This is a genomic window from Photorhabdus hindustanensis (assembly GCF_002968995.1).
Taxonomy (GTDB): Bacteria; Pseudomonadota; Gammaproteobacteria; order Enterobacterales; family Enterobacteriaceae; genus Photorhabdus; species Photorhabdus akhurstii.
On the sequence record NZ_PUWT01000014.1, the window covers coordinates 71,463 to 93,792 of the forward strand.

Below are 22,330 nucleotides of genomic sequence, written 5' to 3' on the forward strand. Positions count from 1 at the left end.
TCAACACCTCGCTTTCTTTAAGTCTATTTTTTTACCCGATACGTGAACAGCCAGTTTCTGAGCTGGCTTTTATGTTCAGGGCTTAACCCCTGTTAAATTAACCGGCTAATCCGTTTTTCTATTTCCTGGGTTATTTTTGTTGCTTACTTAATAAGATGTTAGCAAGAAAACATCTTAAGATGAGTCTGTTTTCGGGAAATATTCTTTTATTTTCTGATTTCGTTTCAACTTTCTGCTAATGATTGATGGACTTCAGTGCATTTTCCTTTGGAAAAGGAAAGATGCTAAGGTTAAGGGAATAGCAACTAACTTCCCCTCCTGAAAATGCACTTATTTAGTTTAGTCGAATCCATTTGTTATTAATAATCCAATGTGTTAAGAATTCATTTCTTCAACAAAGCAACTTCATCTGAATTTTTCTGGCACAGCAGAGTAAGATCAGTAATAGAACGGGTAAGCTTATTTATAGTACTCTCCAGCTTTTTAATATTCATTTCCAGTTGCTTATTTTTCATATCCAATGCCTTCATTTTTGTCAATTCAGTATATAATTGCTGACCATTCACCGCCTCCGTACTGTTTTTGGAAATATCCCCGGCAGCAACATTCACAATCTTGCGTTGATTACCCGGTCTTCCTACAGAAACAACATTCGATTTGCTGGCAACAGAATTTGCGCCTAATGCAATACCCCCACTTGCTGTTACAGAAGCGTTTTGACCAATTGCAATTCCCTGAGACGCACTAATATTAACCTTTTGTCCCACTGCAATAGAAGACGAAGAGCTGGATTTAGTGTCTGATCCTAATATAATGCTCTTGCTTCCTGTTACAGAGGAGTTTTGACCAATCACAATTGCCTGAGACCCACTGGCAGAAACCTTTTGCCCCAGAGCAATAGAAGACGAACCGCTGGATGCAGAGCCTTCTCCTAATGCAACGCTTGAACTTCCTGTTGCAGAGGAATTTTGACTAATTGCTACTGCCTGATTCCCCCTGGCAATAGCTTTTTTCCCCAGAGCAATAGCAGCCAAACCGCTGGATTGAGAGTCTGCTCCCACTGCAACACTCGAACTTCCTGTTGAAGCGGAGTTTTGACTAATAGCTACCGCCTGAATCCCACTAGCAACAACCTTTTGCCCCAGAGCAATAGAAGCTGAACCACTGGATACAGAATCAGCGCCAATCGCAATTGGCCATATGACTTTATCATTCTTATTCTCTTTCTCTTCTCTACCCGCCAGTTGATTTTGCCCAATAGCAATAGCGCTCTCACTAATTGATTTAGAAATTAGTGGTGAAGCACCAATTGCTATAGCATATATTGCTGGTGCTTCTGCATTCCCAACAACAACGGAATCTTTACCAATTTTTTGAGCAGTTATATTCATATCCTCTGTAGACATATATACCCCCTAATTCAGAAATTAAATTATTATAATTCATTATTGAATTAATAAACCCAATGATATAACTTAGTATTTTTCATCAGAAACAACTAAATAACACATAATAATTTCTTTTCAAATTTGTCACTATGAAATATTAAACAAACTTAACGTGATTTTAAAAGATCATTATACCTCCCATTTATTACGTGAACCTAAATTAACACCACTATCGTTAAAATAGAATATTATACAGAAAATTAAATTTGTAAATAAATTAAAACCATTTAGTTATGAAATATATTTCATGGGTTTATTTAATGTATCACATGGCTTTATTAAATATAATGACTTATAGACCTATCAAATGCAAACCGACACTATGTTATTTGTATATATTTTCATTACCCTCAAAACAACCATTTATATAATTTACCCGAGTAAATACAGTTAGTGTTTGAAACCGAGCAAAACAATTATTCTGTTATTCACTGAGATATACTCTACAAATCATTATCAAATAATAATCCTGCCACTAAGTCATTTATCATATATTCTCAGCCCAATAGCCAAGAATATATGAAATAACAATCAACGGATATTAATAATTCAATGCATCGAGAAGTCGTTTCTTCAATGATGCAACATCATCCACACTATTTTGAAGTAGCAAAGTAAGATTAGCTATATCACTTTCCAGAGATTGAAGCTTCTCTTCCAATTCCTTATTCTTTGCATCCAATAATATATCAATCCTTGCCGATTCAGCATATAACTGCTGACCATTAACCGCCTCAGTACTGTGATTTGAAATCTCCCCAGCCGCAACATGTATAATCTTACGTTCATGGCCGGTTTTTCCTACAGAAACAACATTCGGTTTATTAGCAATAGAATCTGCACCTAATGCAATGCTCCCTTTTTCTGTTGCAGAGGAGTGTTGACCAATCGCCACGGCCTGAGCCGCACTAGCAGTCACTTTTTGTCCCAAAGCGATAGAAGCCAAACCGTTGGATACAGAATCAGCACCAATCGCAATGGGCCAAACTACTTTCGCATCACCTTGTTTACCCGCAATTTGATTTTGCCCAATAGCAATAGCCGCTTCACTGATCGTTTTAGAACTTCTGGGGGAAGCGCCAATCGCGATAGAATGCACTGCCGGCGCTTCTGCACGTCCAAGTACAACTGCATCCTTACCAGTTGTGTGTTCAGCCGCGTTGGTATTTTCAATAGACATATTAAACCTCTTAATTTATAAATTAAATAACCATGTGTTGTTTGAAACTTAATAAAATATTCAACAGAATATGATATCGATTACGTGAACTCGTTTCACATATCAAAACTTAAATTGACGTTATATTTATTCCGCCGACAATATTAGATATAAATACCAGTTTGTAAATAAATTAAAATTATTAGATGGTGAGATACATTGCATGGAATTTATTTAATGTATTATCAAGCTTTATGAAATATCTATTCGATAAAGTTCATCACAACCAGTAAATTAATCACCTCAATATTAATTTGCTTTTATATACTTAATCTAAGTAAACATAGGGGGAAATAAATACTCTTAATGAAAATTTTTACCACCGATGATTTAGCAGCTTTCATAGACGACAACTCACTAACTAAAGAAATTGCCAATAAGCTGTTGAAAGTTTATAGTCTATTAGCCAAAAACTTTCTTAATATCAATGAGAAGAATCTTGAAGGCAACTTATTCATCTGGTCTACTAATCGAGGTAACATGTAATGAATAATAATCGACTCATCAAAATGCAGAAAATGGCTGAGCGTTTTCATAAATCTGGCACAGTATGATCATAAATAAGATATTTGAAAAGAAACTGAAAGATAATTATGGGAAAAACTTGGACTAAATGGGAAGTTATGGAGATTCAATTGTAAATCCTTTTCAGTATTTGAAAGGCAGACTGAACGAGAATCATGTTTAGTCTGCCATCTGATTTTACTAAGCTCAATTAGTTTGACCTGCCTATTCAGACTCGTTATCGAATAACTTACCTTGCAGGCGATCTAGTTCCTCCTTTCGAATACGTTTCACTACGCTGTAAATCCATTGAATAGAAACACCAAACTTACGAGCCAGATCATGATGATTTTTACCGTTAAATTCGTTGAAAATCTCACGATCACGGAGGCTGACTTTCCAAACCATGCCCATAGGAAAATAGACATTCTGACCGCCCCAAACCTGCATCATATGGTTCGCAACAGCTTCACCAATTTGATCGGCTAACGCAGGCTCAACATGGATTATTTCACTGACCGTGCAGGCTGTATGCTGTGCCAGTTCGACCAGCAACTCAGGACCTTTGCTACGAAAGTTATTCACATCATTCATACTTTTTCCTCGTGACGCGGTTCTGCCACTTCTTCAGTTTTTCAATAATGCTGCTGGCTTGGTCTGAATCTAACCACTGTAAACCATCAATATTCGTTTTACGCTTAATCCAGTGAGCTAAGGCTTGTTCAGAATTATTACGAACAATACCTATAGATGCCATTTCCAGCCACAATGCACGTATCTTCTTTGATTGGGGATGTCTATCTAATGGACGTGATTTTTTGGATTTCCTAAAGGATTGAATTTTAAAACCGCGCTTTTTCATAGCTTCCAAAACGCGAGTTAACTGCGGGATATCCATTTCCCGCGTAGAGGCTTTTCCGGTTTCTGAAAGTAACATCTGGCGATATGTATCCTCGTCTAGTTTTAGATCACTACGTGCAATATGAATAAGCTGAATAAGTTTCTATTTTGCCATCTTATTCATCCTCTGCTATGTACTCTTGAATTAAGTAAACCAGAATAGCCAGTATTAACTTGATACTACTGAACTTGGCTTTTCGGTATAAGGCGTTTTATCCATGTGTGGTCTCCAATGGCTGTAAATCCCATGTTGACACAGATACACCGTATTGCTGACTGCAATGTGGACAAACCAAGATTAAATCAACAACCCACTCACCAAATTCAGGAGTCTGAATAACCTTGGCTTGTTTTAAGTTCATTTTTTCAACAGGTTGTTTGCAGTGATTACATGTTATTTTCATAAGTATGTTCCTTACTTAATTTTCTGTTCAAATAGGATAATTGAAAAATTTTCTTTACCTGAATTAATTGATATTTCATTAATATCTTTTACAACAGCTTTATTTACAGAATTATGGGGTGTAGGAAGCCGCTGCAGCTTTAAACATAATTTTTCTTTTTGCCATGTTTAATTACCTGTTACTTAATAAATGTGTTTATTAATACCAATATGTTTGTTTCTTTCCTTCAATAAGGAAACCTTGTTTTTAACGTGGACCGAAAATCAAATGCCGGACTTAATATTTCCAAGACTTCCATTTCTTTGGTTATGGTATGTTCCATTCTGGCTGCAACCAACTTGAAACCAATAAAACCAGAAATTATCCGAATATGTGTTTCTATTTTTACGACCATACCCTAGCAGCCCATCTACTTCCTTGATATAGGCGGCAATAAACATCATACCACCCAATGATTATTGGGCAACCTTGCGGGTTGATATCGATTCGGCTGACAGTGAATCTTTGTGTTGATAGTTTATTAATTGCATATTTAACTTGTAATAAGGCAGTTTTAATATGAATATTGTTAAGTAGAACTTTTTCTTATAATGATATCTTTAGCTAACACTGCGAATAATATTGGCATCAACCATAGGTATCTCATTAATTGCAGCCATGTTCATAGCTGCAATAATCAAGTTTCCGATAGCTAATGGATATAATAAACTAACAGTTTCTTTACCGCTATGCCGACTAAGACATAAACGGTCACGGATAGCACCAATAGCGCTATTATCTAAAATCTTGTTAGTCTTCATGCCTACGCGACCAAATTTAAAATCCAGAAATGTTTCCAGATAATCATTAAGAGGAAATAAATTAACAACTTCACAACGTTGTACTACTTCACGAACCTCTTGATTACGTTCAGATAGTTTCAATTCCAGTTCAGGCTGACCAATCAAAATGATCGATAACAGTTTTTTAAATCCATCTTCCAGTTCAAAGAATCGTTTAAGGTGTTTTAATGTTGGTAAAGGCAACGAGTGTGCTTCTTCTATTATTAACACATGTTGATAGCCAGCGCGTGAACTGTCTTTCAATATTTTGTGCAACTGGCGGAAGCGTGCTTCAGGCGATCGTTTCAAGTTTTCCAATGGCGCTAAGGTATTCACAATAGCTTCAGCAATGTTTGATGCTTTCAAGGTCTTACCTTTTACATCATTGTCTTCCATTGCTAATACATAGGGTTCAATAACAATAACGGGGGTATTTTCCCTGTTAATACGGTCAATAAGGTCACGACGCAGTGTCGTTTTACCTGAACCCGATTCCCCTGATACTGCCAGAAAACCACCATAGCGGGCTGTTTGATACATGGCTTCCCGCACATAACGGCTATCTGGAGTCACAAAAACATCTTCAGCACTTTGAATTGCACTATCTTCAAATGGATCACGAAATAAACCAAAGTGCTTTTTCGTAGCTGGAAATAACACTTGTTTTTTTAGTAACATGATTTCCTCCTCAGAAATGAGGGTTGTATTTTTATTATCGGTATAGATATCTGATTGATTGGTTGTTTGTACCACCTCAAAACTTTTTGCAGTATCAATACCTCTTTTTGCCAAGAAATCAGTAATACGCTGACGAATTGCACCTGCGTTCTGTCGTGGCCATATATTGTGGTTAACAATTTGAGCCAACGCCGCCGCTGAAATTCCTGCCGCACTTGCTGCTGCACTTTGCGTTAACTGATGTGCCTGTAACTGCTGTTTAAACACCAGCATAATAATCCCCCGTTAAGCGGCTATCTTTATTTCTGCATATGCCATTGATAATAAGAGATAGCAACATCACTCCCTGGAAAAATATCCTATATACTTCCTACGTTATAATGAGTTTCACGAAAACAAATTGGGTCACTTTTATAAATAAACCTCAGTTGTATTTTGAATTGTCAATGAAAATAGCGGATCATGAACTTTAATTGCCATTTTTCTTTTCCTTAATATACAGCATGAAAAACTAATTACCGTTAACAATATTACGTACAACAGTTGTTGATTGCCCCATGAATTCATCAACCAACTCATCAATTTGATCTGTTGGAACACCATTAGGAAAGCGTTTAACTATTTGCTGATAAAATTCACCACGCCATGTCTTACCATGTAATTGAAACCGTTCACGTAAAATTTTGACAACATCAACGGGGTTCATAAGCTGTTCAATTCGTGGACTATGTACCGTAGAGGCTTGTCCACGTTTTGGCATATACGTTGGTGCATCATTATGTTCAATATCCAAATATGGATCAAACCGACCATTGAGGGGAAGTGTTTTCAATTTACGTGCTATTTCAGTTTCAGCCGTGTTGTTTGTCCCCATGATTTTCTGTTCAACTTCGGCTAAATTACGTTGTGCAATTGTTTGAGGAATGGCTTGGAATTCACTACCAATTACAGGTGCGCCGATGGCAAAGCCGTACTCATCTTTAGTGACTTCATTAACAAGATGGAAAGCCTCAAAGCCATCTTCACCAGTAATGACTACCTGTGCCTCTTCGTCACGCCACGGATTGCGGGTGATCATGATAGAATCACCAACACTCACGCTAGGAACAGTACTGACGTCATACTCACGTCCCCTGAAAGATACTCGCAAGGTTGCCTGTACTTTACGGCTTTCTGGGGTGCTAATTGCCAATTCACGACAAATGTTAATGGCAGGTGCTTTTACTAACTGTTCCGCTGTGATTTTTAGCCAGCAATCTGTACGGGTTTGTCCATGTCGGCTATGTATTGCACTGCGATTAAACTTCATACGCCATAGCCGTGCCAGACGGTTAAGTTCATCAATATTATCAACCTGTCGAAAGCGTAAACCGGATTCGAAATTGCGTTCGATGATGTCACGCGCTTTTTCAACAGACCCCGTAGCACGGGCGTTACGGGCTTTGTGTTGTATCATTTGAATGCCTAGGGCCTTACACAAGTTACGTAGTGTAGGTGCTGTCAAAGCAGAACCGGGGTCAGTAAATAAAATTTGGGGTACACCGTGTAATACATCTGCGTCACCACGATCTTGCATTGCGTTAATCAACACAGAAGTAAAATTCTGACTGGTTTCACCGCCAAATAAGTATTCAACATATATCCAGCCACTTGTGTGATCTGTTAATTCAAACGACCAGACGCGATCATTAATGATACGAGCCAGATTTTTCGGCTTATTTTTATTAAATTCAGCCACAGGCATCATGCGTAATCCACTGTCAACCCCATTGTTTTTATTAGGGTTTTTTAGGTAATACAACACACAAATTGAGGCATCTAATTCCCAGACATGATTGGGATGCAGGCTAGCCAATTGTAGGCTGGGCGCAGGCATTTTCAACTGTTCAGGATGAAGTTTGTACTGGCGTAATGCACGACTAATAGCGTCAATGGATAACGGAGAAAATTCACCTGTTTCGGTATCAATATGGCCTGCATTAATCAGGCCATTTGAACGCAGATCATTAACGGCCTGCTCGAGGCTATATAACCGTTTCCCTGTATTACGAGTGGCCTCCATCAATACCCCTGAGATCAAAGTTGCTTCTTCACGTGTCAGCGCGCTATTACCTGCATCAGAACGTTTCTTGCGTGGCTTTTTGCCAGAAACTTCACCAAGTTTTTTAATCAATGTTGAACGTGACATACACAGCTCTTCACAAGCCGCCCGATATATTGCTTCTTTACTGCCATGTCCGGCTTTATGTGCTGCCTGTGCAATAGAAACTAATCGTTCGGTCATTGTGGTATTCATGTTATTGCCCTTATTTCTTCAATTTCTTTTCAAGCATTTTTTTCAATTCAGATTTATTCATGTGCCTCTTCCTTATCCATCCATTCTGGTCGTTCGAATCTTTCCTCTTCTGCTTCCGCACCTTCTTTAGCCCAATCAGGAACAATGCTGTGTTCTCTGTACTCAGGCAGATTAAAGTGATTACGTAGGTTACGAATTTTGACTTCAAGGTCATCGAGTACGCCTGCCATAAACCCAACATGACTAATATCGGTGCGTGTGGTATGGTCATTAAGCGTTTCAAATCCATTGAAAAGATTGGTGATAGCGGCATCAATAGCAAAAGACAATGAATTAACCTCTTGTGTCAAAGCTGCACCTTCTTCTTCCGGTTTTTCATGATTGATTCGGCGCTGAAGTTTGTGCTGGATTTCAGATTTCTCCTCAATCAAACTACTAACAAGTTCCTTTTTTTCTTGTACCGTCTGACGTGAAATATCCAGATCAGCACGTGTATCACGCAGGGCTTTACGTAGTTCGCGGACAGACATGCGATCAATATCATCTAATGTCAGACCAGCTACAGTGCCACCTTCAGCCAATTCAGACAGTTCATCATCGTCTTCAAGCATCAATTCATACAGTTTGGAACGTCCCAAAAGCGAAAACGTTTTCGCTTTTGTTTCTAATCCAGGTGAAAGAAATTTGAGTGCAGCTTGTGCCATTTTTTGGGCAATACGGGGTTCCAGACCGAGTTGATCCTTAACGATGTTAACAAACTCGCCATGAGGTTCATTCTCTTTAAGAATAATGAGGCGCTTCCCAGCTTCTAACATCGCTTCAGCACTCTGAGCCATGTAGAAACGGGTTTCATGGACGATGCGATCTCGTTCATACGGCAAACCATCACCAAACTGTTCCATGATTTGCAGACGGTGTGTTGTCATAGCGTTGAGATTGACCTGTAGATCGTCGGCAAGTTGAACATCTTCGGCCAATTTTACTGATGTTGTATTTTTTGAGCGTGCCATTATATAAATCCCCTGTTAATTAATTTCTGCTACCTGCGAGAACGCGCTGATTCATTTCCGTAATTCTAGCCTGGGTATTAGCCATTTCATTTGAGAACGATTGTGCTATTTGTAGTAATTGCATACCTGGTGCATATCTGCCGCTACTCAGTTTTTGCGCCAGCCCTTCTTCTATTAATGTATTTAGTGCACGATTAATATTTGCGGGAGATTCCCCCAGTAATTCCGCTAATTCACCATTACTCAGCCCAGACAAGGAATGACCACGTAGAGCCTTAAGAACCCGTAATATGCGCGTACCAGAACTGGAAACGTTAATTTTGCGCATGTCACATTCTCCCTTTTCAATATGTGATAATCTGTTACATAAAGTGATAAAATAGTTAGGCTAAATTTAAATGCCTAAACTTGGCGTTTTCAGACCTAGCTTTACAGCTATTTCATGGGCCTTTCCGTAATTAGCTTTGGATTGTCCATTAAGAACTCGGTATACAGCTTCGCGGGAATACCCGTTCTCCTGTGCCCATTGGGTAATAGTGATGCCGTGTTGATGAAAGCGGCTTTTAATTTTCTCGGGTGTCATGCTATGGCCTCCGGTAATGCAATGATGTTTGTACAATACATGACATTATTGTCCCATTAATGGGACTTGTAAAGGGTTTTGGTGACAAAAATGTCTCTTGGTGAGAGATTAAAAAAAGAGCGTGAGCGATTGGGGTTTAGTCAGTCCGATTTCGCAGAGATGGTTGGCGCATCAAGAAAATCACAGATAAGGTGGGAAAAAGACGAATCTGCACCAGGGGCTGATGCTATAAGCCTTTGGGCAAAAGCGGGTCTTGATGTGTTGTACCTAATAACAGGGCAAGTTCAACAGTCAGCCTCTACCATTTACAAAAACAGTGAGATAGATACAGAATTACTGGGAAAAATTGTTCATAAACTAGATTCGATGGCACAACAGGCTAATCGCCGCTGGACGCCCGATGAACTCGTCCTGCAATCATCAAAAATATATAACTTTTTAATTAAAGAGTCGGTTGTCGATGACAGTAGAATTGACAGAGTATTAAAGCTAGTTGTTAATCATTAAAAAAAGTAAAGGATTTGCATGAACAGAAGAGATGAAGAATTACAAACATTAGCAGAACAAGTTTTTGATAGCCTTAAACAACTTCCCCAAGATGGGCAGGAACGACAAATAACCATCAGCGTTGGTGGCAACAATCATGGTTCTATTCATGTAGGTTCAGTCGTCAATATTAACCCCATGCCATCTCGCCCGCGTGAGCTTCATGAAAGGGATAGTCGGGAGTTACTTGCTATAAAACGAGAACTACTTATAAAAAATAAAGATGCTAAATGGCGTTATTACATAAATACACCTTGCCTGCTATTACTTAGCCTCGTGCTTATAGCATTCACGTTTGCCCTATGGAACGCTTATATGATGTTTTTCGGTGGAGGATTTACTAATGTATTGGTACTTAATGATAAGACATTGATAATCTTTATTTCTTGGGTCGTGTTGATAACGCTTTGTGGAAAAAAAATGGACAAGCACAGGAAGATAGAAAATAGAATAATAGATGAAAATCAGAATGTTATTGATACCATAGATGTCATCTTACAACGTAGAAATTCTTAAAAATATAGCTATTTTCTATTTCATATAAGGGTATGGACTGTGCGTAACTTATTAATTCCCACAAATGCCAAACTTCCCAATGATTATATAGCTAATGGAAATAATTGTTTTCTTGATATAGAGGATAACGAAACAGTTTTATCTATATCTAAATCAGCTTGCCAATCTGTTTGTTTAGATCAACAGAATGTACTTAGTGGAACGTTGAAATTGAAAATTTAGAAACAAATAGGATATTTATGTCTACTACAAACATAGAAAAGTTTAATGAAATTGTAGGTATTATATTTGGGAAGCTATATGAGTCATTTCCTTTAAAGATAGATCTTTTATCTATAGAGGTAATCGGTGAACCCCTTCAATATTCTGATGGAATATACTCTGACGAACTTTGTACTACAGTAGAAGATCATAGATTCTTTCTGGATACAGTGGATTGGCTTATGACAAATGGTTACTTGGCAGGGACTATGAGCTCAGCAGGTTGTCATAGAGCCGTATTAACTGCTGAGGGTTTAGAAGTTCTCAAAGCAATCCCTGATAGCTTAGAAACCCCATTAGGTGATCGCATTAAGGAAACATTGAAGACTGAAAGTAAAGAAGCGTTAAGGTCTTTAGTGAGCCAAACTCTCGGAATAGGCTTACAGTTTGTATCCCGTTCTATTGGCTTAGGTTAAAGGTAAAAAATGGCAAAGCAAATATATTGCCTTGCCATTCTCGGTTATTAGAAATTACAAATAATCAGCTCTTTACTCTGTTTAGCTTTCCCCGTAACTTTCAAGTTGTAACCGATATTGACTACTTGCGTTTTCAATCCTTTGAATGCCTTACGCATTTCTGGAATATCGTTCACCGAAATTACCATTTCCCCTCGAATGGTATGTGCTAGTTCTGCTAATAGATCATAGTTCTCAAGTCCGAAATCTATGCCATATCCTTCGGTACCCCAATACGGCGGATCACAGTAAAACAGCGTATGTGGCCTGTCGTACCGTTGGACGCATTGTGCCCAGCTCATATTTTCAATGATCGTTCTTGCCAGTCGCAGGTGGGCCATTGATAGCTCTTCTTCTATTCTGAGTAAATTAAATCGCGGTGGGCTGGTGGTGGAAGTACCGAAAGTATGTTCAGCAACCTTGCCGCTAAACGCCTGCTTTTGGAGATAGTAGAAACGTGCTGCTCTCTGAATATCGGTTAGCGTTTCTTCGGGGGTAATCTGCAACCATTTATATATTTGGCGGCTGACCAATGCCCATTTAAATTGCCGGACAAACTCTTCTAAGTGATGCTTTATCACGCGATAAAGATTCACCAACTCACCATTAATATCATTAATCACTTCACATTTGCTCGGTACTTTTAGGAAATACAGCGCGGCAGCACCACAGAACGGTTCGACATAACAGGTATGCTCAGGAAATAACGGTAAAATATGTTTTGCTAATCGGCGTTTACCACCAATCCACGGAACGATAGGTAAAGATTGTTCTTTCATTATCCGTAAGCCTTTTCCATTAGTTGAAAATGAGTTCGGCTTTCCCGGTCATCAATAATCAATAACTGAAAGAGCCTCGGTTGACTCACAGTACATACCTGTGAGTTGATAGCCTACCCAGTATTCGAGTGTTAGGCAGGTCGCTCTTATCCTGTCTTTTACTTTTCTGATGCGCTCTTAACGCCCTTTAAAATCCTTTTCCCGATAAATTGGCAAAACTGTTTCCATCAACGACTACGGAGACAGTTCAGTGAAAACTTTCAAATCGTTTGTATCACTTATCAAAAAATTACGCCTCGGTGGCTGGTTGTTAACAACTGTTCTATTGCTGATCACTATCGGTTTAGTTTCCCCTCAACAAGTCCCTGTTGTGATCTACAAATTGTCGCTTATTGCTCTGTCTGTTGTCTTGGGGTACTGGCTTGACCGCAGTTTATTCCCGAAAGCAAGGCCCGGTCAGTATCTGAAATATGATGAAATACTCATGAAAGAAGGAAAATATCCCGTTCAGGCTGGCTACCATATGGTGTTTGCAGCCGTTCTGATACGCCGTGCACTGATTGTTGCCGCCACCTGTCTGAGCGTAGCTACAGGGTTGTGATTATGAATTGGCGGCAGATTATCGGAATTGTTCTGTTGTGGTGTAGCGGTATGGTCAGCCCAGCATTGGCTGACGAACTGCCACACCGTTCGCGGCAATACCGCAATGACCTGATACGTGCTTCTCGTGTGATCTGGGGATTGAATGCGCCTGTAGCTGATTTTGCCGCTCAGTTGCATCAGGAGAGTGACTGGAAATCACGAGCTATTTCGCCTATTGGTGCTCAGGGTATGGCCCAGTTTATGCCCGCAACAGTGGATTGGATTAGTCAACGCATTCCTGAATTATCCAATAAAGATCCCTTCAACCCAGTCTGGTCTATACGGGCAATGGTTCACTATGACCATTGGCTATGGCAACGCATTAAAGCTGCCGATAAGTGCCAAAGAATGGCGATGGTGCTGTCTTCCTATAATGGAGGCTTAGGCTGGTTACTACGGGATAAGAAGAAAACCGAGGCAGTTGGTCTCAATCCGTGGGTCTGGTTCGGTCATGTTGAATCTCAGAATGCTGGGCGTAGAGCGTCAGCATGGAAAGAAAATCGACATTATTCCAAACGCATATTACTGGAACTCGCGCCTCGTTATTTGGCTTGGGGAGGTACCAGCTGTGCCAATTAAATTATGGGCTAAACCTGTTGTATTGATTTTGTCGCTAATTGGCATGTTTGCTTTGGCCTGCTGGAGAAGCCATACCATAGGCTTTCAGAAAGCAACGGAGACAGGAAACACCGCATTAGCACAGCAGAAAACTGAATTTCTTCAGCTGGAAAAGCAACGGACAGAGCGGGAACTGTCAGCACTCAATGCCTTGCAGCAACGTTACCAAATGCAGGTCAACTCAGCGCATCAGGCAGAATCCAATTATCTCAACGATATTGAACAACTCCGCACTCAAAACCAACAACTGAAGAGGAAAATTGACCATGTTACCCAGAGTTGGATGGATGAAAAACAACAGTTTCATCCTGTTAATTGTGTGTTTACTCGTGGCTTCATGCAGCAATACAACGCTGCCCTCGGCCTGTCCAGTGAACAAACTCGCTCTGCCTCCGTTACCTCCGGCGCTGATGAAACGTTCCGTGGAAATGAAAGCTCTGATGCCCAACTACAGCCATCCGGTATCACGCAACGAGATATCCTCGCCAATATCATTGACAACGGAGAACAGTGTCTTGCATTGAAAGCGCAGGTCAATGGCCTGCTGGATTACATCGAAGGACTACAACAATGACACTACAGATTGAATTTTGGGCTGCCGTAGGTTTTCTGCTCTCTTTCCTCGGTTTCGTTTTTGGTATCGCAAAGTGGTTATTCAGCAAAGCCGAAGAACGACAGGAGGAAAGACATACCTCATTAGAACAGGCGCTTAAGAATTCCGTAGACAATTGGTCTCAACTCGAACGTGAGTTTATGCAGTTTAAGGCTGACTTGCCGCTGAATTACGTGCGCCGTGAAGATTACATTCGTGGTCAGACAGTAATTGAAGCCAAGCTGGATGCTCTTTACAGCAAATTAGAGGTGGTGCAGCAGCACCGAATTGCCGGAGGTAAAAATGATTGATGTTGCTCGTGTTCGTCGTGAATCATTGCGCTGGAGTCTGTTGGTCGCACTGAATAAAACCCGCCCATATACCGCCAGTGAAACTCTGTTATTGGATATATCTCGCGCGATTTATCCTGACGTCACTGCATTGGAATTACGGAAGGAGTTGGATTATCTGGCAGACCGTAAATTAATTGACCTCAATAAACAGCCATCGGGTAGTTGGTTTGCTGACTTAACTCGTATTGGTGTTGATGTTGTTGAATATACGATCGAATGCGGCCTTGGTATTGCTCGTCCTGAAAAGTACTGGAGTGAATAATGGCGCGTCGAAGCACAATCGATAAACTCCCAGAAGACGTTCGGCGTTGGTTGGAACGGGCGTTGACTGAATCAGGGTTTAGTGGATACCAGGAACTTGAAACCTTGCTACGTGATCAAGGTTATGTAATCAGTAAGTCCGCTATTCACCGCTATGGACAAAAAATAGAAAAGCGATACGGTGCAATACGGGCGGCAACAGAAGCAGCACGGATGCTCACAGAAGGTGCAGTGGATGATCAAGATGCACGTTCTGAGGCAGTGATTGCTTTAATTCAGACTGAACTTTTTGAAAGTATTATTCAACTTCAGGAAGCTGAAGACGGAGAAATTGCGCCAAAAGAGCGTGTCACACTGCTTTCAACGGTGGCAAAAAATGTAGCTACACTCTCTCGCGCTAGCGTAAATCTGAAAAAATTCCAATCTGAAGTCCGGGCACGGACTGAAGCTGCCGCAAGTAATGCAGAGAAAATTGCACGCAAAGGTGGATTATCTGCCGAAGCAGTTGCTGCATTACGTCGGGAAATATTGGGAATTGCTACATGAGTCAGCTTGCACCTGTTCTACCAGATACTTCCTCAATAGCAGCACCTGTTGTCTTATTGCCATACCAGCAACGATGGGTGGCCGACTCGTCTCCTCTTAAAGTCAATGAGAAGAGTCGTCGAACGGGAATTACTTGGGCTGAAGCGTCAGATAATGTACTCATCGCCGCATCTTCTGCCGCTGCGGGTGGTATGAATGTGTATTACATCGCCTATAACCAAGATATGACCATTGAATATATTCAAGCCTGTGCAATGTGGGCTCGTGCTTTCAACTATGCGGCCAGTGAAATTGAAGAAGGGTTCTGGGAAGAAGACGAAGATGATAAGCACATCAAAACTTTCACTATCAAATTTCCAGATTCTGGATTCCGTGTAGTGGCGCTTTCTAGCCGTCCGTCTAATTTGCGTGGCCGTCAGGGGATCATTGTCATTGATGAAGCTGCTTTCCACGAACAGCTCGATGAATTACTGAAAGCGGCGCTAGCCATGCTTATCTGGGGCGGTAAAGTGCGAGTGATCTCCACCCATAACGGGGATAGCAACTTGTTTAATGAGTTGCTGAACGATATCCGGGCAGGACACAGAGACGGCGTTATCCACCGTATTACCTTTAAGGAAGCTGTGGTTGAAGGACTATTCCACCGTGTCTGCTTACGTACCGGACGTGAATGGTCACAAGAGGCTGAACAACAGTGGATGATGTCGGTGTACAAGTTCTACGGAGCTGGAGCATCAGAAGAATTGGACTGTATTCCTGCTAATGGTGGTGGAGCATGGTTGTCCCGCGCTCTGATTGAATCTCGGATGTCTCCCGATACGCCACTGCTGCGACTGACTTGTCCGAAAGGATATGAGCTTAAATCCGATGAAATACGCCGCACAGATACCGAAGAGTGGCTAAAAGCCAACCTGAAACCGTTGCTAGATGCATTGCCTTCTGATGCTCGTTCGTTTCTGGGACGCGATTTTGGCCGCAGTGGAGATTTGTCCGTGGATTATCCATTGCTGCAACAAAAAAATCTGGTACGTAGAGTGCCGTTCGTGCTGGAGCTGCGCAACGTGCCATTTAAACAACAGGAACAAATCACTTGGTATCTAATGGATGGACTTCCTAATCTGCTGGGTGCAGCCTTTGATGCCCGTGGTAACGGTGCTTATCTGGCCGAATATGCCATGCAAAAATATGGTGCCAGCCGTGTGCAGCAAGTCATGCCCACAGAAGGTTGGTACCGTGACAATATGCCCCCAGTGAAGGCTGCGCTGGAAGACGGCAATCTGGAGGCACTGCCAAAGGATGAAGACATTTTGGATGACCTGAGAGCAGTACAGGTCATTAACGGTGTTCCCCGTGTACCTGATCAGCGCTCAAAAGCAAAAGCGGACGGCGGCAAGCGCCACGGTGATGCAGCAATAGCCCTTGCCCTAGCATACTTCGCCAGCCGTGAAATTAACAAAGGTCCGGTGAAGGCAAGTTCCCGCCGACGCCGTCAGTCTGCACGTATGCTGGAGGGATACTAATGGCACGTGGTATCTGGGTTTCACCAACAGAATTTATTAACTTTTCCGAATCAAAGCAGTTGTTCACTGAGCAAATTGCATCACGTAGCCGTTCCATTGACTTCTACGGTCTGGGGACATATCTACCTAACCCTGATCCTATTCTCAAAGCCCAAGGGCGAGATATTCGTATCTATCGTGAATTACGTACTGATCCTTTAGTTGGTGGATGTATTCGCCGCCGCAAGGCCGGAGTGAAAGCACTGGAGCGTGGTGTAGAACGCAGCAATGCCCCTGTGCAAGTCTTTAACTTTATCCGCGACATGCTCGCGGACTTGGATATGTCACGTATCATTGGCGAAATGCATGACGCTGTTCTATACGGCTATCAGCCTTGTGAATTGATGTGGAACCAGAATCAATCATGGTCAGTGACGGATATTGTTAGCAAACCGCCTGACTGGTTCCACTATGACCGTGATAACCAACTGCGTTTTCGTGCCCGTGATGCAAGCGTTGAAGGAGAACTGGTTCCTCTCTATAAATTTGTAACACCACGTCAAGATGCTACTTATGACAACCCTTATGGATTTCCAGATTTATCCATGTGCTTCTGGCCCGTCACCTTTAAGAAAGGCGGCATGAAGTTTTGGGTGCGCTTTGCTGAGAAGTATGGTTCACCGTGGGTGATTGGAAAGCATCCACGAGGTACGCCACAAAGTGAAATCGATCTGTTATTGGATTCGATGGAAGCGATGATTGATGATGCAGTTGCCGCCATTCCTGATGATTCCTCCGTTGAGATTAAAGAGGCAGCAGGTAAATCAGACAGCAGTGATATTTACCAGAATTTAATTACCGTTGCTCGCAGTGAGATCTCCATTGCGTTACTGGGACAAAACCAAACGACCGAAGCAAACAGCAATAAAGCCTCTGCACAAGCGGGATTGGAGGTAACGGATGATATTCGTGATGCTGATGTTGACGTTATCACCAGCGCCATTAATCAGGCTATACGCTGGGTCGTAGAACTGAACTTCGGTAACGTCGAATGTCCAGTCTATCGTCTTTGGGAACAGCAATCGGTTGATGAAACACAGGCTAATCGTGACGTTAAGTTGAGTCAGGCTGGTGTCAGATTTACTCCGCAATACTGGAAACGCGAATATCAATTGCAGGATGGGGATATTGATGAAACGACCTTGTCAACCACACCTATTCCATCACTCCCACTGGCGTTCTCTGAAGCTGTTCACGCAGATTTAGCAGCACAAGACACCTTAGATAAAGCACTGGATATTTTGATGAATGAAGGATCATTGAATGAATCATTGGAATCTCTGCTGCTCCCTTTGTTCCATCGTATTCAAAACGGTGTTAATCCCAGCGATCTAATAGGAGAGTTAGCCGAGCTTTATCCACAAATGGACGCAGAGGGTTTGCAAGAGCGGCTAGCACGGGTTTTGTTTGTGTCTAACATCTGGGGGCGCTTGCATGAACATAACCACGCCTGAACTGGCGTATTGCATGACATTACCTCCCAAGCGAGCCATTGGTTATCTGCAATCTAAGGGCTACAAGATAACGTGGGATTGGGAAGAACTTTGGCAAGAGACTCATGCCCGTGCATTCACGGTGGCGAAAGTCACGCGTCTGGATATTCTGGAAGATATTCGCCAGGCGCTACAGCAGGCACTGGATGAAGGCAAGACTGATCGTTGGTTTCGTCAGGAGCTGGAGCCAACATTAAGACGTAAGGGGTGGTGGGGAACGAAAGAAACCGATGACCCCGTTACAGGGGAACGTGTCACTGTTCAGCAAGGTAGCCCGTGGCGCCTTGAGACTATCTTTCGTACCAACATGTCGGTGCTGTACAGTGCGGGCCGTTGGGCCGAACAAATGGAAAATATTGATGACCGACCGTACTGGATGTATACAGGGATCAACGATAACCATACACGCAAGAGCCATCTCGCATTGCATGGTTTGGTATTTCGCTCTGACGACCCATTTTGGCAAGCCTTCTACCCTCCTAATGGCTGGCGTTGCCGTTGCAGTGTAATTGCCCTCAGTCATGATGATGTTCGTGCCAGAGGGATAAAAGTTATGCATTCAGGTAAAGCAATGGGCTGGGAGTTGAAATTGGTTTCACAAAAAACAGGTGAGATGCAGCCCGTTGTTACATTCAACACCGGCATAACAAAAGTGGCGACTGATGTAGGTTGGTCATATTCGCCAGGGGCAGCATATCGTCCCGATTTGGCCAGGTATCAGGGGGAGCTATCTGGACTGGCCCGCCGCGAACTGAGAGGACAGAATGAGTAATATCACTGTCACTATTAATGATGGAGACCTAAGACGTGGACTGCGGGCATTAGAATTGGCTACTAATGATCTGACACTTGCCATGCGTAAAATTGCTGGAACATTGTCAGCAGAAACCGCTTTTAACTTTGAAGCTGAAGGACGCCCTGCATGGATACCCTCTGTGGCTGCAAAGGAACGTGGTGGTCAGACACTGCAAAAAACTGCTCGTTTGATGCGTTCAGTCAGTACCCGATATGATTCCCACACGGCAGTTGTCGGTACAAACTTAGTCTACGGGCGTATTCATCAATTGGGAGGTAAAGCTGGCCGCAATCAATCTTTATTGCTACCAGCCCGGCCTTATCTGCCCGTAACAGAACAAGGCGAATTATCACCAGAAGCAGTAAGAGCCGTATTAAGTACCATTCAACGACATCTTGAATCAGCGGCGCATCGTTAAACTGTGCTTCCCTATGCGGGTGATTTATCATTCTCATCCGCAAAAAACTTTATAAAGCGTTTACAGACTCAAATTTTCGGTATCTAATTGCATGCAGTTCTCCACTTTTCTATTTCCTTCCCCAATCCTTTTCTAAAGCAGATTAAAAGTCGTTTTTTCTGATTGTAGTGAAACTGTCTCTATTAACGTAATAGAGGCAGTAAAATGAAGTCACTTCACATTTTCAAATCCGGTACACATACCGATATGAATGGCAAACAATTGCCGTTCAGCCCCGCAGATTTGCAAGCTTGTGCAAAGGCTTATGACTCATCGTTGCATGAAGCACCGATTGTGATTGGGCATCCAAAAGACAATTTACCTGCCTATGGTTGGGTTAAATCGCTGACGTCTTCTGGTGATGACTTGATTGCAGAGCCTCAACAGGTTGATGTTCAGTTCGCCGAACTGGTCGATGCAGGCCGCTATAAAAAAATTTCTGCTTCTTTCTATTTACCTGATTCCCCAAACAACCCTAAACCCGGCGTGCTCTATCTGCGTCATGTCGGCTTTTTGGGGGCGAAGCCACCCGCCATTAAAGGATTGAAACAGGTTGAATTCAGTGAACAAGAATATGGTGTCGTCGAGTTCTCTGATTGGAGTGATATCACCAACGCCTCACTTTGGGGGCGTTTGCGAGAATTTTTGATTAGTAAATTCGGTATGGACGAAGCAGACAAAGCGCTTCCTTCTTGGCAGGTGGATTCATTACGTGAAGAAGCTTATAGCACGACTCAGCCTGCTCCTGCCTTTCATGAACCCAATAACACACATCAACATGAGGAAAACATCGTGACAAATGAAGAAAAAAAAGGCGCTCAAAGATGAAAACACTCGCCTGAAAGAACAGCTTGTTGCCCGTGATGTTGCCGACGCAAAGCGCAAACAAACTGAGCAACATGCTGGAAACATGGCATTTGCCGAAAAGCTGATCGCAGACGGCAGATTGGCGCCAGCTGCTCAATCTGTCGTGGTCGCCTTGCTGGACGCTATAACCCAAGGAGATTCCCCTGTCGAGTTTGCTGAAGGTTATGTGAAAAAACCATTGGCTACTGCGTTTAAAGATCTGCTGAGTTCTACCCAGCCTATTATTGATTTTGGTGAACATGCAACAAAAGACCGGGTTGACCAAAACACATCATCAGATATTGCTGAGTTTTCTGATGCAGATCCTGAACGTCTGGCGTTGCATCAAAAAGCCATCGCTCTGGCGAAGAAAGAAGGTATCAGTTACGACGTAGCCGTTACCCGCTGCCTGTAACACTGTGACCGTAACTATTGAGGAGAGATAAGTGTCTGATTATTTGAAAGGCAAACGTATTGTTGACCCTGTGCTAACCAGCGTGGCGCGTGGCTATAAAAATGCGGTGTTTATTGGTGAACATATTTTTCCCATTGTCGAAATGGAGAAAGAAGGTGCTAGTGTGCCGACATTTGGCAAAAGTGCTTTTGTGGAATATGACACCATGCGTGCCGTTGGTGCCAACAGTAACGTTTTGATCCGTGAGAAAGGCTCTTCGTTAGATATCGTGCTCAACGAACATGATCTAGCTGCACCTGTTGATTATCGTGAGAAATCGGAATCTTTATTTAATGAAGAAGTAAAGGCAATCCGTCGTTCCACCAATGGCGTGAATCTCAAGCGTGAACTGTATGCCGCTCGATTGGCACAAGACCCTGAAGTTTATCTTAATGACTCGGTGAAGAATCTGACAGCTAATGAACGTTGGGCTGGTGGCAAAGGTAATCCAATCAAAGTCATTGAAGCTGGAATTGATGCTGTTCGTACTACCATTGGTGTACGTCCAAACCTCATGACAATGGGGGCTAGCGTGATGTCACTGTTAAAATTTCATCCTGAAATTCAGGCAGCTATTGGAGCCAACGAACGTAAACGTATCACAATAGAAATACTCAAAGACCTTTTCCAAATCCAAAACGTTGTCGTTGGTGAACCTGTTTCTACCCCAAGTATTAAAGAAAATCCCGTTGATATCTGGGCTGATAATTTGATGTTGCATTACGTATCACCTCCGCAGGCAGGAGCAGAAAGCGCTGATGAATATGAACCCTCCTTTGGCTATACATTTCGCCGCAAAGGGATGCCTGTAGCGGATAAATATGAAGGTGTGGGCGGTAAGGTCAATTACTGTCGTTATACCGATATTTATAAAGTTGCGGTTGTTGGCGGTGATGCCGGCTATCTGATTACCAATATTGTGAAGTAAGGGAGACATCATCATGGCAGTAACACAACAATCCGTATTGACGACAACAATTATCGCCAGTGCAAACATCATCCAGCATCGTTTAGTTAGTACTGATAATGTACCGTGTCAGGCTGGAGCCGTTGCACTTGGTATAGCAGAGGTGGATGCGAAGGCTGGTGATGTCGTTCCAGTTAATGTCTTGGGCATTATTGCTGTTGAAGCTGGTGGGCCAATAACCCGTGGGCAAGTCGTACAGTCGGATAAGGATGCCTGTGCAGTACCACTGAGTTCGGCTGAAAATGCTGCCGGCACATCTGTCGGGTTTGCGCTGGATGATGCCACAGCGGCAGGTAATATCATTCGCATCTTACGTGGCATATGAC

Annotated in this window: 26 protein-coding genes and 1 pseudogene; 16 read left to right on the plus strand and 11 right to left on the minus strand. The window is 42.3% G+C overall.

The features are described from left to right. Nucleotides 1-383: 383 nt before the first annotated feature. The 10 genes from C6H66_RS26630 to C6H66_RS06000 all read right to left on the minus strand — a co-directional run bounded on the left by C6H66_RS26630 (nt 384) and on the right by C6H66_RS06000 (nt 9,863). A complete protein-coding gene (locus C6H66_RS26630; protein WP_248000616.1) occupies nt 384-1,406 on the minus strand; it encodes a hypothetical protein in 1,023 nt (340 codons plus the stop codon). A 583-nt stretch (nt 1,407-1,989) separates the two neighbouring features. Next, nucleotides 1,990-2,628 carry a hypothetical protein gene (locus tag C6H66_RS05950; RefSeq protein WP_046394953.1) on the minus strand — a complete coding sequence of 213 codons (639 nt, stop codon included), beginning with the start codon at nt 2,626-2,628 and terminating at the stop codon, nt 1,990-1,992. Between the two features lie 768 nt (nt 2,629-3,396). Next, nucleotides 3,397-3,765, minus strand: a complete 369-nt coding sequence (locus C6H66_RS05965; protein WP_065389196.1) for a Mor transcription activator family protein — start codon at nt 3,763-3,765, stop codon at nt 3,397-3,399. After that, nucleotides 3,758-4,168, minus strand: coding sequence for a gp16 family protein (locus C6H66_RS05970; protein WP_248000620.1), 411 nt, complete (start codon nt 4,166-4,168; stop codon nt 3,758-3,760). The genes C6H66_RS05965 and C6H66_RS05970 overlap by 8 nt, the downstream gene beginning before the upstream one ends. A 115-nt stretch (nt 4,169-4,283) precedes the next feature. After that, nucleotides 4,284-4,475 (minus strand): hypothetical protein, encoded by a 192-nt coding sequence (locus C6H66_RS05975; protein WP_040153038.1) that lies wholly within the window; start codon nt 4,473-4,475, stop codon nt 4,284-4,286. Nucleotides 4,476-5,074: 599 nt separating this feature from the next. Beyond that, complete coding sequence (locus tag C6H66_RS05980; protein ID WP_040153035.1) at nt 5,075-6,247, minus strand: ExeA family protein; 1,173 nt, start codon at nt 6,245-6,247, stop codon at nt 5,075-5,077. Between the two features lie 238 nt (nt 6,248-6,485). Beyond that, entirely contained in the window at nt 6,486-8,270 is a 1,785-nt protein-coding gene (locus C6H66_RS05985) for a DDE-type integrase/transposase/recombinase (RefSeq protein ID WP_105395076.1), read from the minus strand. A 53-nt stretch (nt 8,271-8,323) separates the two neighbouring features. Then, entirely contained in the window at nt 8,324-9,280 is a 957-nt protein-coding gene (locus C6H66_RS25830; protein WP_036777233.1) for a hypothetical protein, read from the minus strand. Nucleotides 9,281-9,299: 19 nt separating this feature from the next. Continuing rightward, the gene (locus C6H66_RS05995) at nt 9,300-9,608 is read right to left on the minus strand and encodes a helix-turn-helix domain-containing protein (RefSeq protein WP_040153029.1); all 309 of its coding nucleotides are present in this window, start codon (nt 9,606-9,608) and stop codon (nt 9,300-9,302) included. A 66-nt stretch (nt 9,609-9,674) separates the two neighbouring features. Beyond that, complete coding sequence (locus C6H66_RS06000; protein ID WP_036777229.1) at nt 9,675-9,863, minus strand: DNA-binding protein; 189 nt, start codon at nt 9,861-9,863, stop codon at nt 9,675-9,677. A gap of 90 nt (nt 9,864-9,953) precedes the next feature. On the opposite strand from C6H66_RS06000, the gene C6H66_RS06005 reads away from it, so the two are divergent. The 3 genes from C6H66_RS06005 (at nt 9,954) to C6H66_RS06015 (ending at nt 11,602) form a co-directional block, all read left to right on the plus strand. Further along, nucleotides 9,954-10,370 carry a helix-turn-helix domain-containing protein gene (locus tag C6H66_RS06005; protein ID WP_082301050.1) on the plus strand — a complete coding sequence of 139 codons (417 nt, stop codon included), beginning with the start codon at nt 9,954-9,956 and terminating at the stop codon, nt 10,368-10,370. Nucleotides 10,371-10,388: 18 nt separating this feature from the next. Then, nucleotides 10,389-10,925, plus strand: coding sequence for a hypothetical protein (locus C6H66_RS06010; protein ID WP_040153027.1), 537 nt, complete (start codon nt 10,389-10,391; stop codon nt 10,923-10,925). 239 nt (nt 10,926-11,164) lie between these two features. Continuing rightward, nucleotides 11,165-11,602, plus strand: a complete 438-nt coding sequence (locus C6H66_RS06015; protein ID WP_105395077.1) for a hypothetical protein — start codon at nt 11,165-11,167, stop codon at nt 11,600-11,602. Nucleotides 11,603-11,649: 47 nt separating this feature from the next. On the opposite strand, the gene C6H66_RS06020 is transcribed toward C6H66_RS06015, so the two are convergent. Further along, nucleotides 11,650-12,420 carry a DNA adenine methylase gene (locus tag C6H66_RS06020; protein ID WP_105395078.1) on the minus strand — a complete coding sequence of 257 codons (771 nt, stop codon included), beginning with the start codon at nt 12,418-12,420 and terminating at the stop codon, nt 11,650-11,652. A gap of 250 nt (nt 12,421-12,670) precedes the next feature. Between C6H66_RS06020 and C6H66_RS06025 the strand changes: the two genes are divergently transcribed. The 13 genes and pseudogenes from C6H66_RS06025 to C6H66_RS06085 all read left to right on the plus strand — a co-directional run bounded on the left by C6H66_RS06025 (nt 12,671) and on the right by C6H66_RS06085 (nt 22,329). Further along, a complete protein-coding gene (locus C6H66_RS06025; RefSeq protein ID WP_105395079.1) occupies nt 12,671-13,021 on the plus strand; it encodes a putative holin in 351 nt (116 codons plus the stop codon). 2 nt (nt 13,022-13,023) lie between these two features. Beyond that, nucleotides 13,024-13,641: a transglycosylase SLT domain-containing protein gene (locus tag C6H66_RS06030; protein WP_040153018.1), complete on the plus strand. Its 618-nt coding sequence runs from the start codon at nt 13,024-13,026 to the stop codon at nt 13,639-13,641. Continuing rightward, nucleotides 13,631-14,254, plus strand: a complete 624-nt coding sequence (locus C6H66_RS06035; protein ID WP_105395080.1) for a hypothetical protein — start codon at nt 13,631-13,633, stop codon at nt 14,252-14,254. Before C6H66_RS06030 ends, C6H66_RS06035 begins: the two co-directional genes overlap by 11 nt. Continuing rightward, nucleotides 14,251-14,583, plus strand: a complete 333-nt coding sequence (locus tag C6H66_RS06040) for a hypothetical protein (RefSeq protein ID WP_040153014.1) — start codon at nt 14,251-14,253, stop codon at nt 14,581-14,583. Before C6H66_RS06035 ends, C6H66_RS06040 begins: the two co-directional genes overlap by 4 nt. After that, a complete protein-coding gene (locus C6H66_RS06045; protein ID WP_040153013.1) occupies nt 14,576-14,887 on the plus strand; it encodes a hypothetical protein in 312 nt (103 codons plus the stop codon). The genes C6H66_RS06040 and C6H66_RS06045 overlap by 8 nt, the downstream gene beginning before the upstream one ends. Next, the gene (locus C6H66_RS06050) at nt 14,887-15,432 is read left to right on the plus strand and encodes a DUF3486 family protein (RefSeq protein ID WP_040153010.1); all 546 of its coding nucleotides are present in this window, start codon (nt 14,887-14,889) and stop codon (nt 15,430-15,432) included. The genes C6H66_RS06045 and C6H66_RS06050 overlap by 1 nt, the downstream gene beginning before the upstream one ends. Next, complete coding sequence (locus C6H66_RS06055) at nt 15,429-16,952, plus strand: hypothetical protein (RefSeq protein ID WP_065389185.1); 1,524 nt, start codon at nt 15,429-15,431, stop codon at nt 16,950-16,952. Before C6H66_RS06050 ends, C6H66_RS06055 begins: the two co-directional genes overlap by 4 nt. After that, complete coding sequence (locus C6H66_RS06060) at nt 16,952-18,445, plus strand: DUF935 domain-containing protein (RefSeq protein WP_105395081.1); 1,494 nt, start codon at nt 16,952-16,954, stop codon at nt 18,443-18,445. The genes C6H66_RS06055 and C6H66_RS06060 overlap by 1 nt, the downstream gene beginning before the upstream one ends. Further along, nucleotides 18,426-19,256 (plus strand): phage head morphogenesis protein, encoded by an 831-nt coding sequence (locus C6H66_RS06065; RefSeq protein WP_040153002.1) that lies wholly within the window; start codon nt 18,426-18,428, stop codon nt 19,254-19,256. Before C6H66_RS06060 ends, C6H66_RS06065 begins: the two co-directional genes overlap by 20 nt. Then, a complete protein-coding gene (locus tag C6H66_RS06070; protein ID WP_065389182.1) occupies nt 19,249-19,698 on the plus strand; it encodes a phage virion morphogenesis protein in 450 nt (149 codons plus the stop codon). The genes C6H66_RS06065 and C6H66_RS06070 overlap by 8 nt, the downstream gene beginning before the upstream one ends. A 204-nt stretch (nt 19,699-19,902) precedes the next feature. Beyond that, nucleotides 19,903-20,998 (plus strand): annotated as a pseudogene (locus tag C6H66_RS06075) (peptidase). 31 nt (nt 20,999-21,029) lie between these two features. Then, nucleotides 21,030-21,965 carry a hypothetical protein gene (locus C6H66_RS06080; protein WP_105395082.1) on the plus strand — a complete coding sequence of 312 codons (936 nt, stop codon included), beginning with the start codon at nt 21,030-21,032 and terminating at the stop codon, nt 21,963-21,965. Between the two features lie 13 nt (nt 21,966-21,978). After that, nucleotides 21,979-22,329 (plus strand): DUF2190 family protein, encoded by a 351-nt coding sequence (locus C6H66_RS06085; RefSeq protein WP_105395083.1) that lies wholly within the window; start codon nt 21,979-21,981, stop codon nt 22,327-22,329. Nucleotide 22,330: the final 1 nt, after the last annotated feature.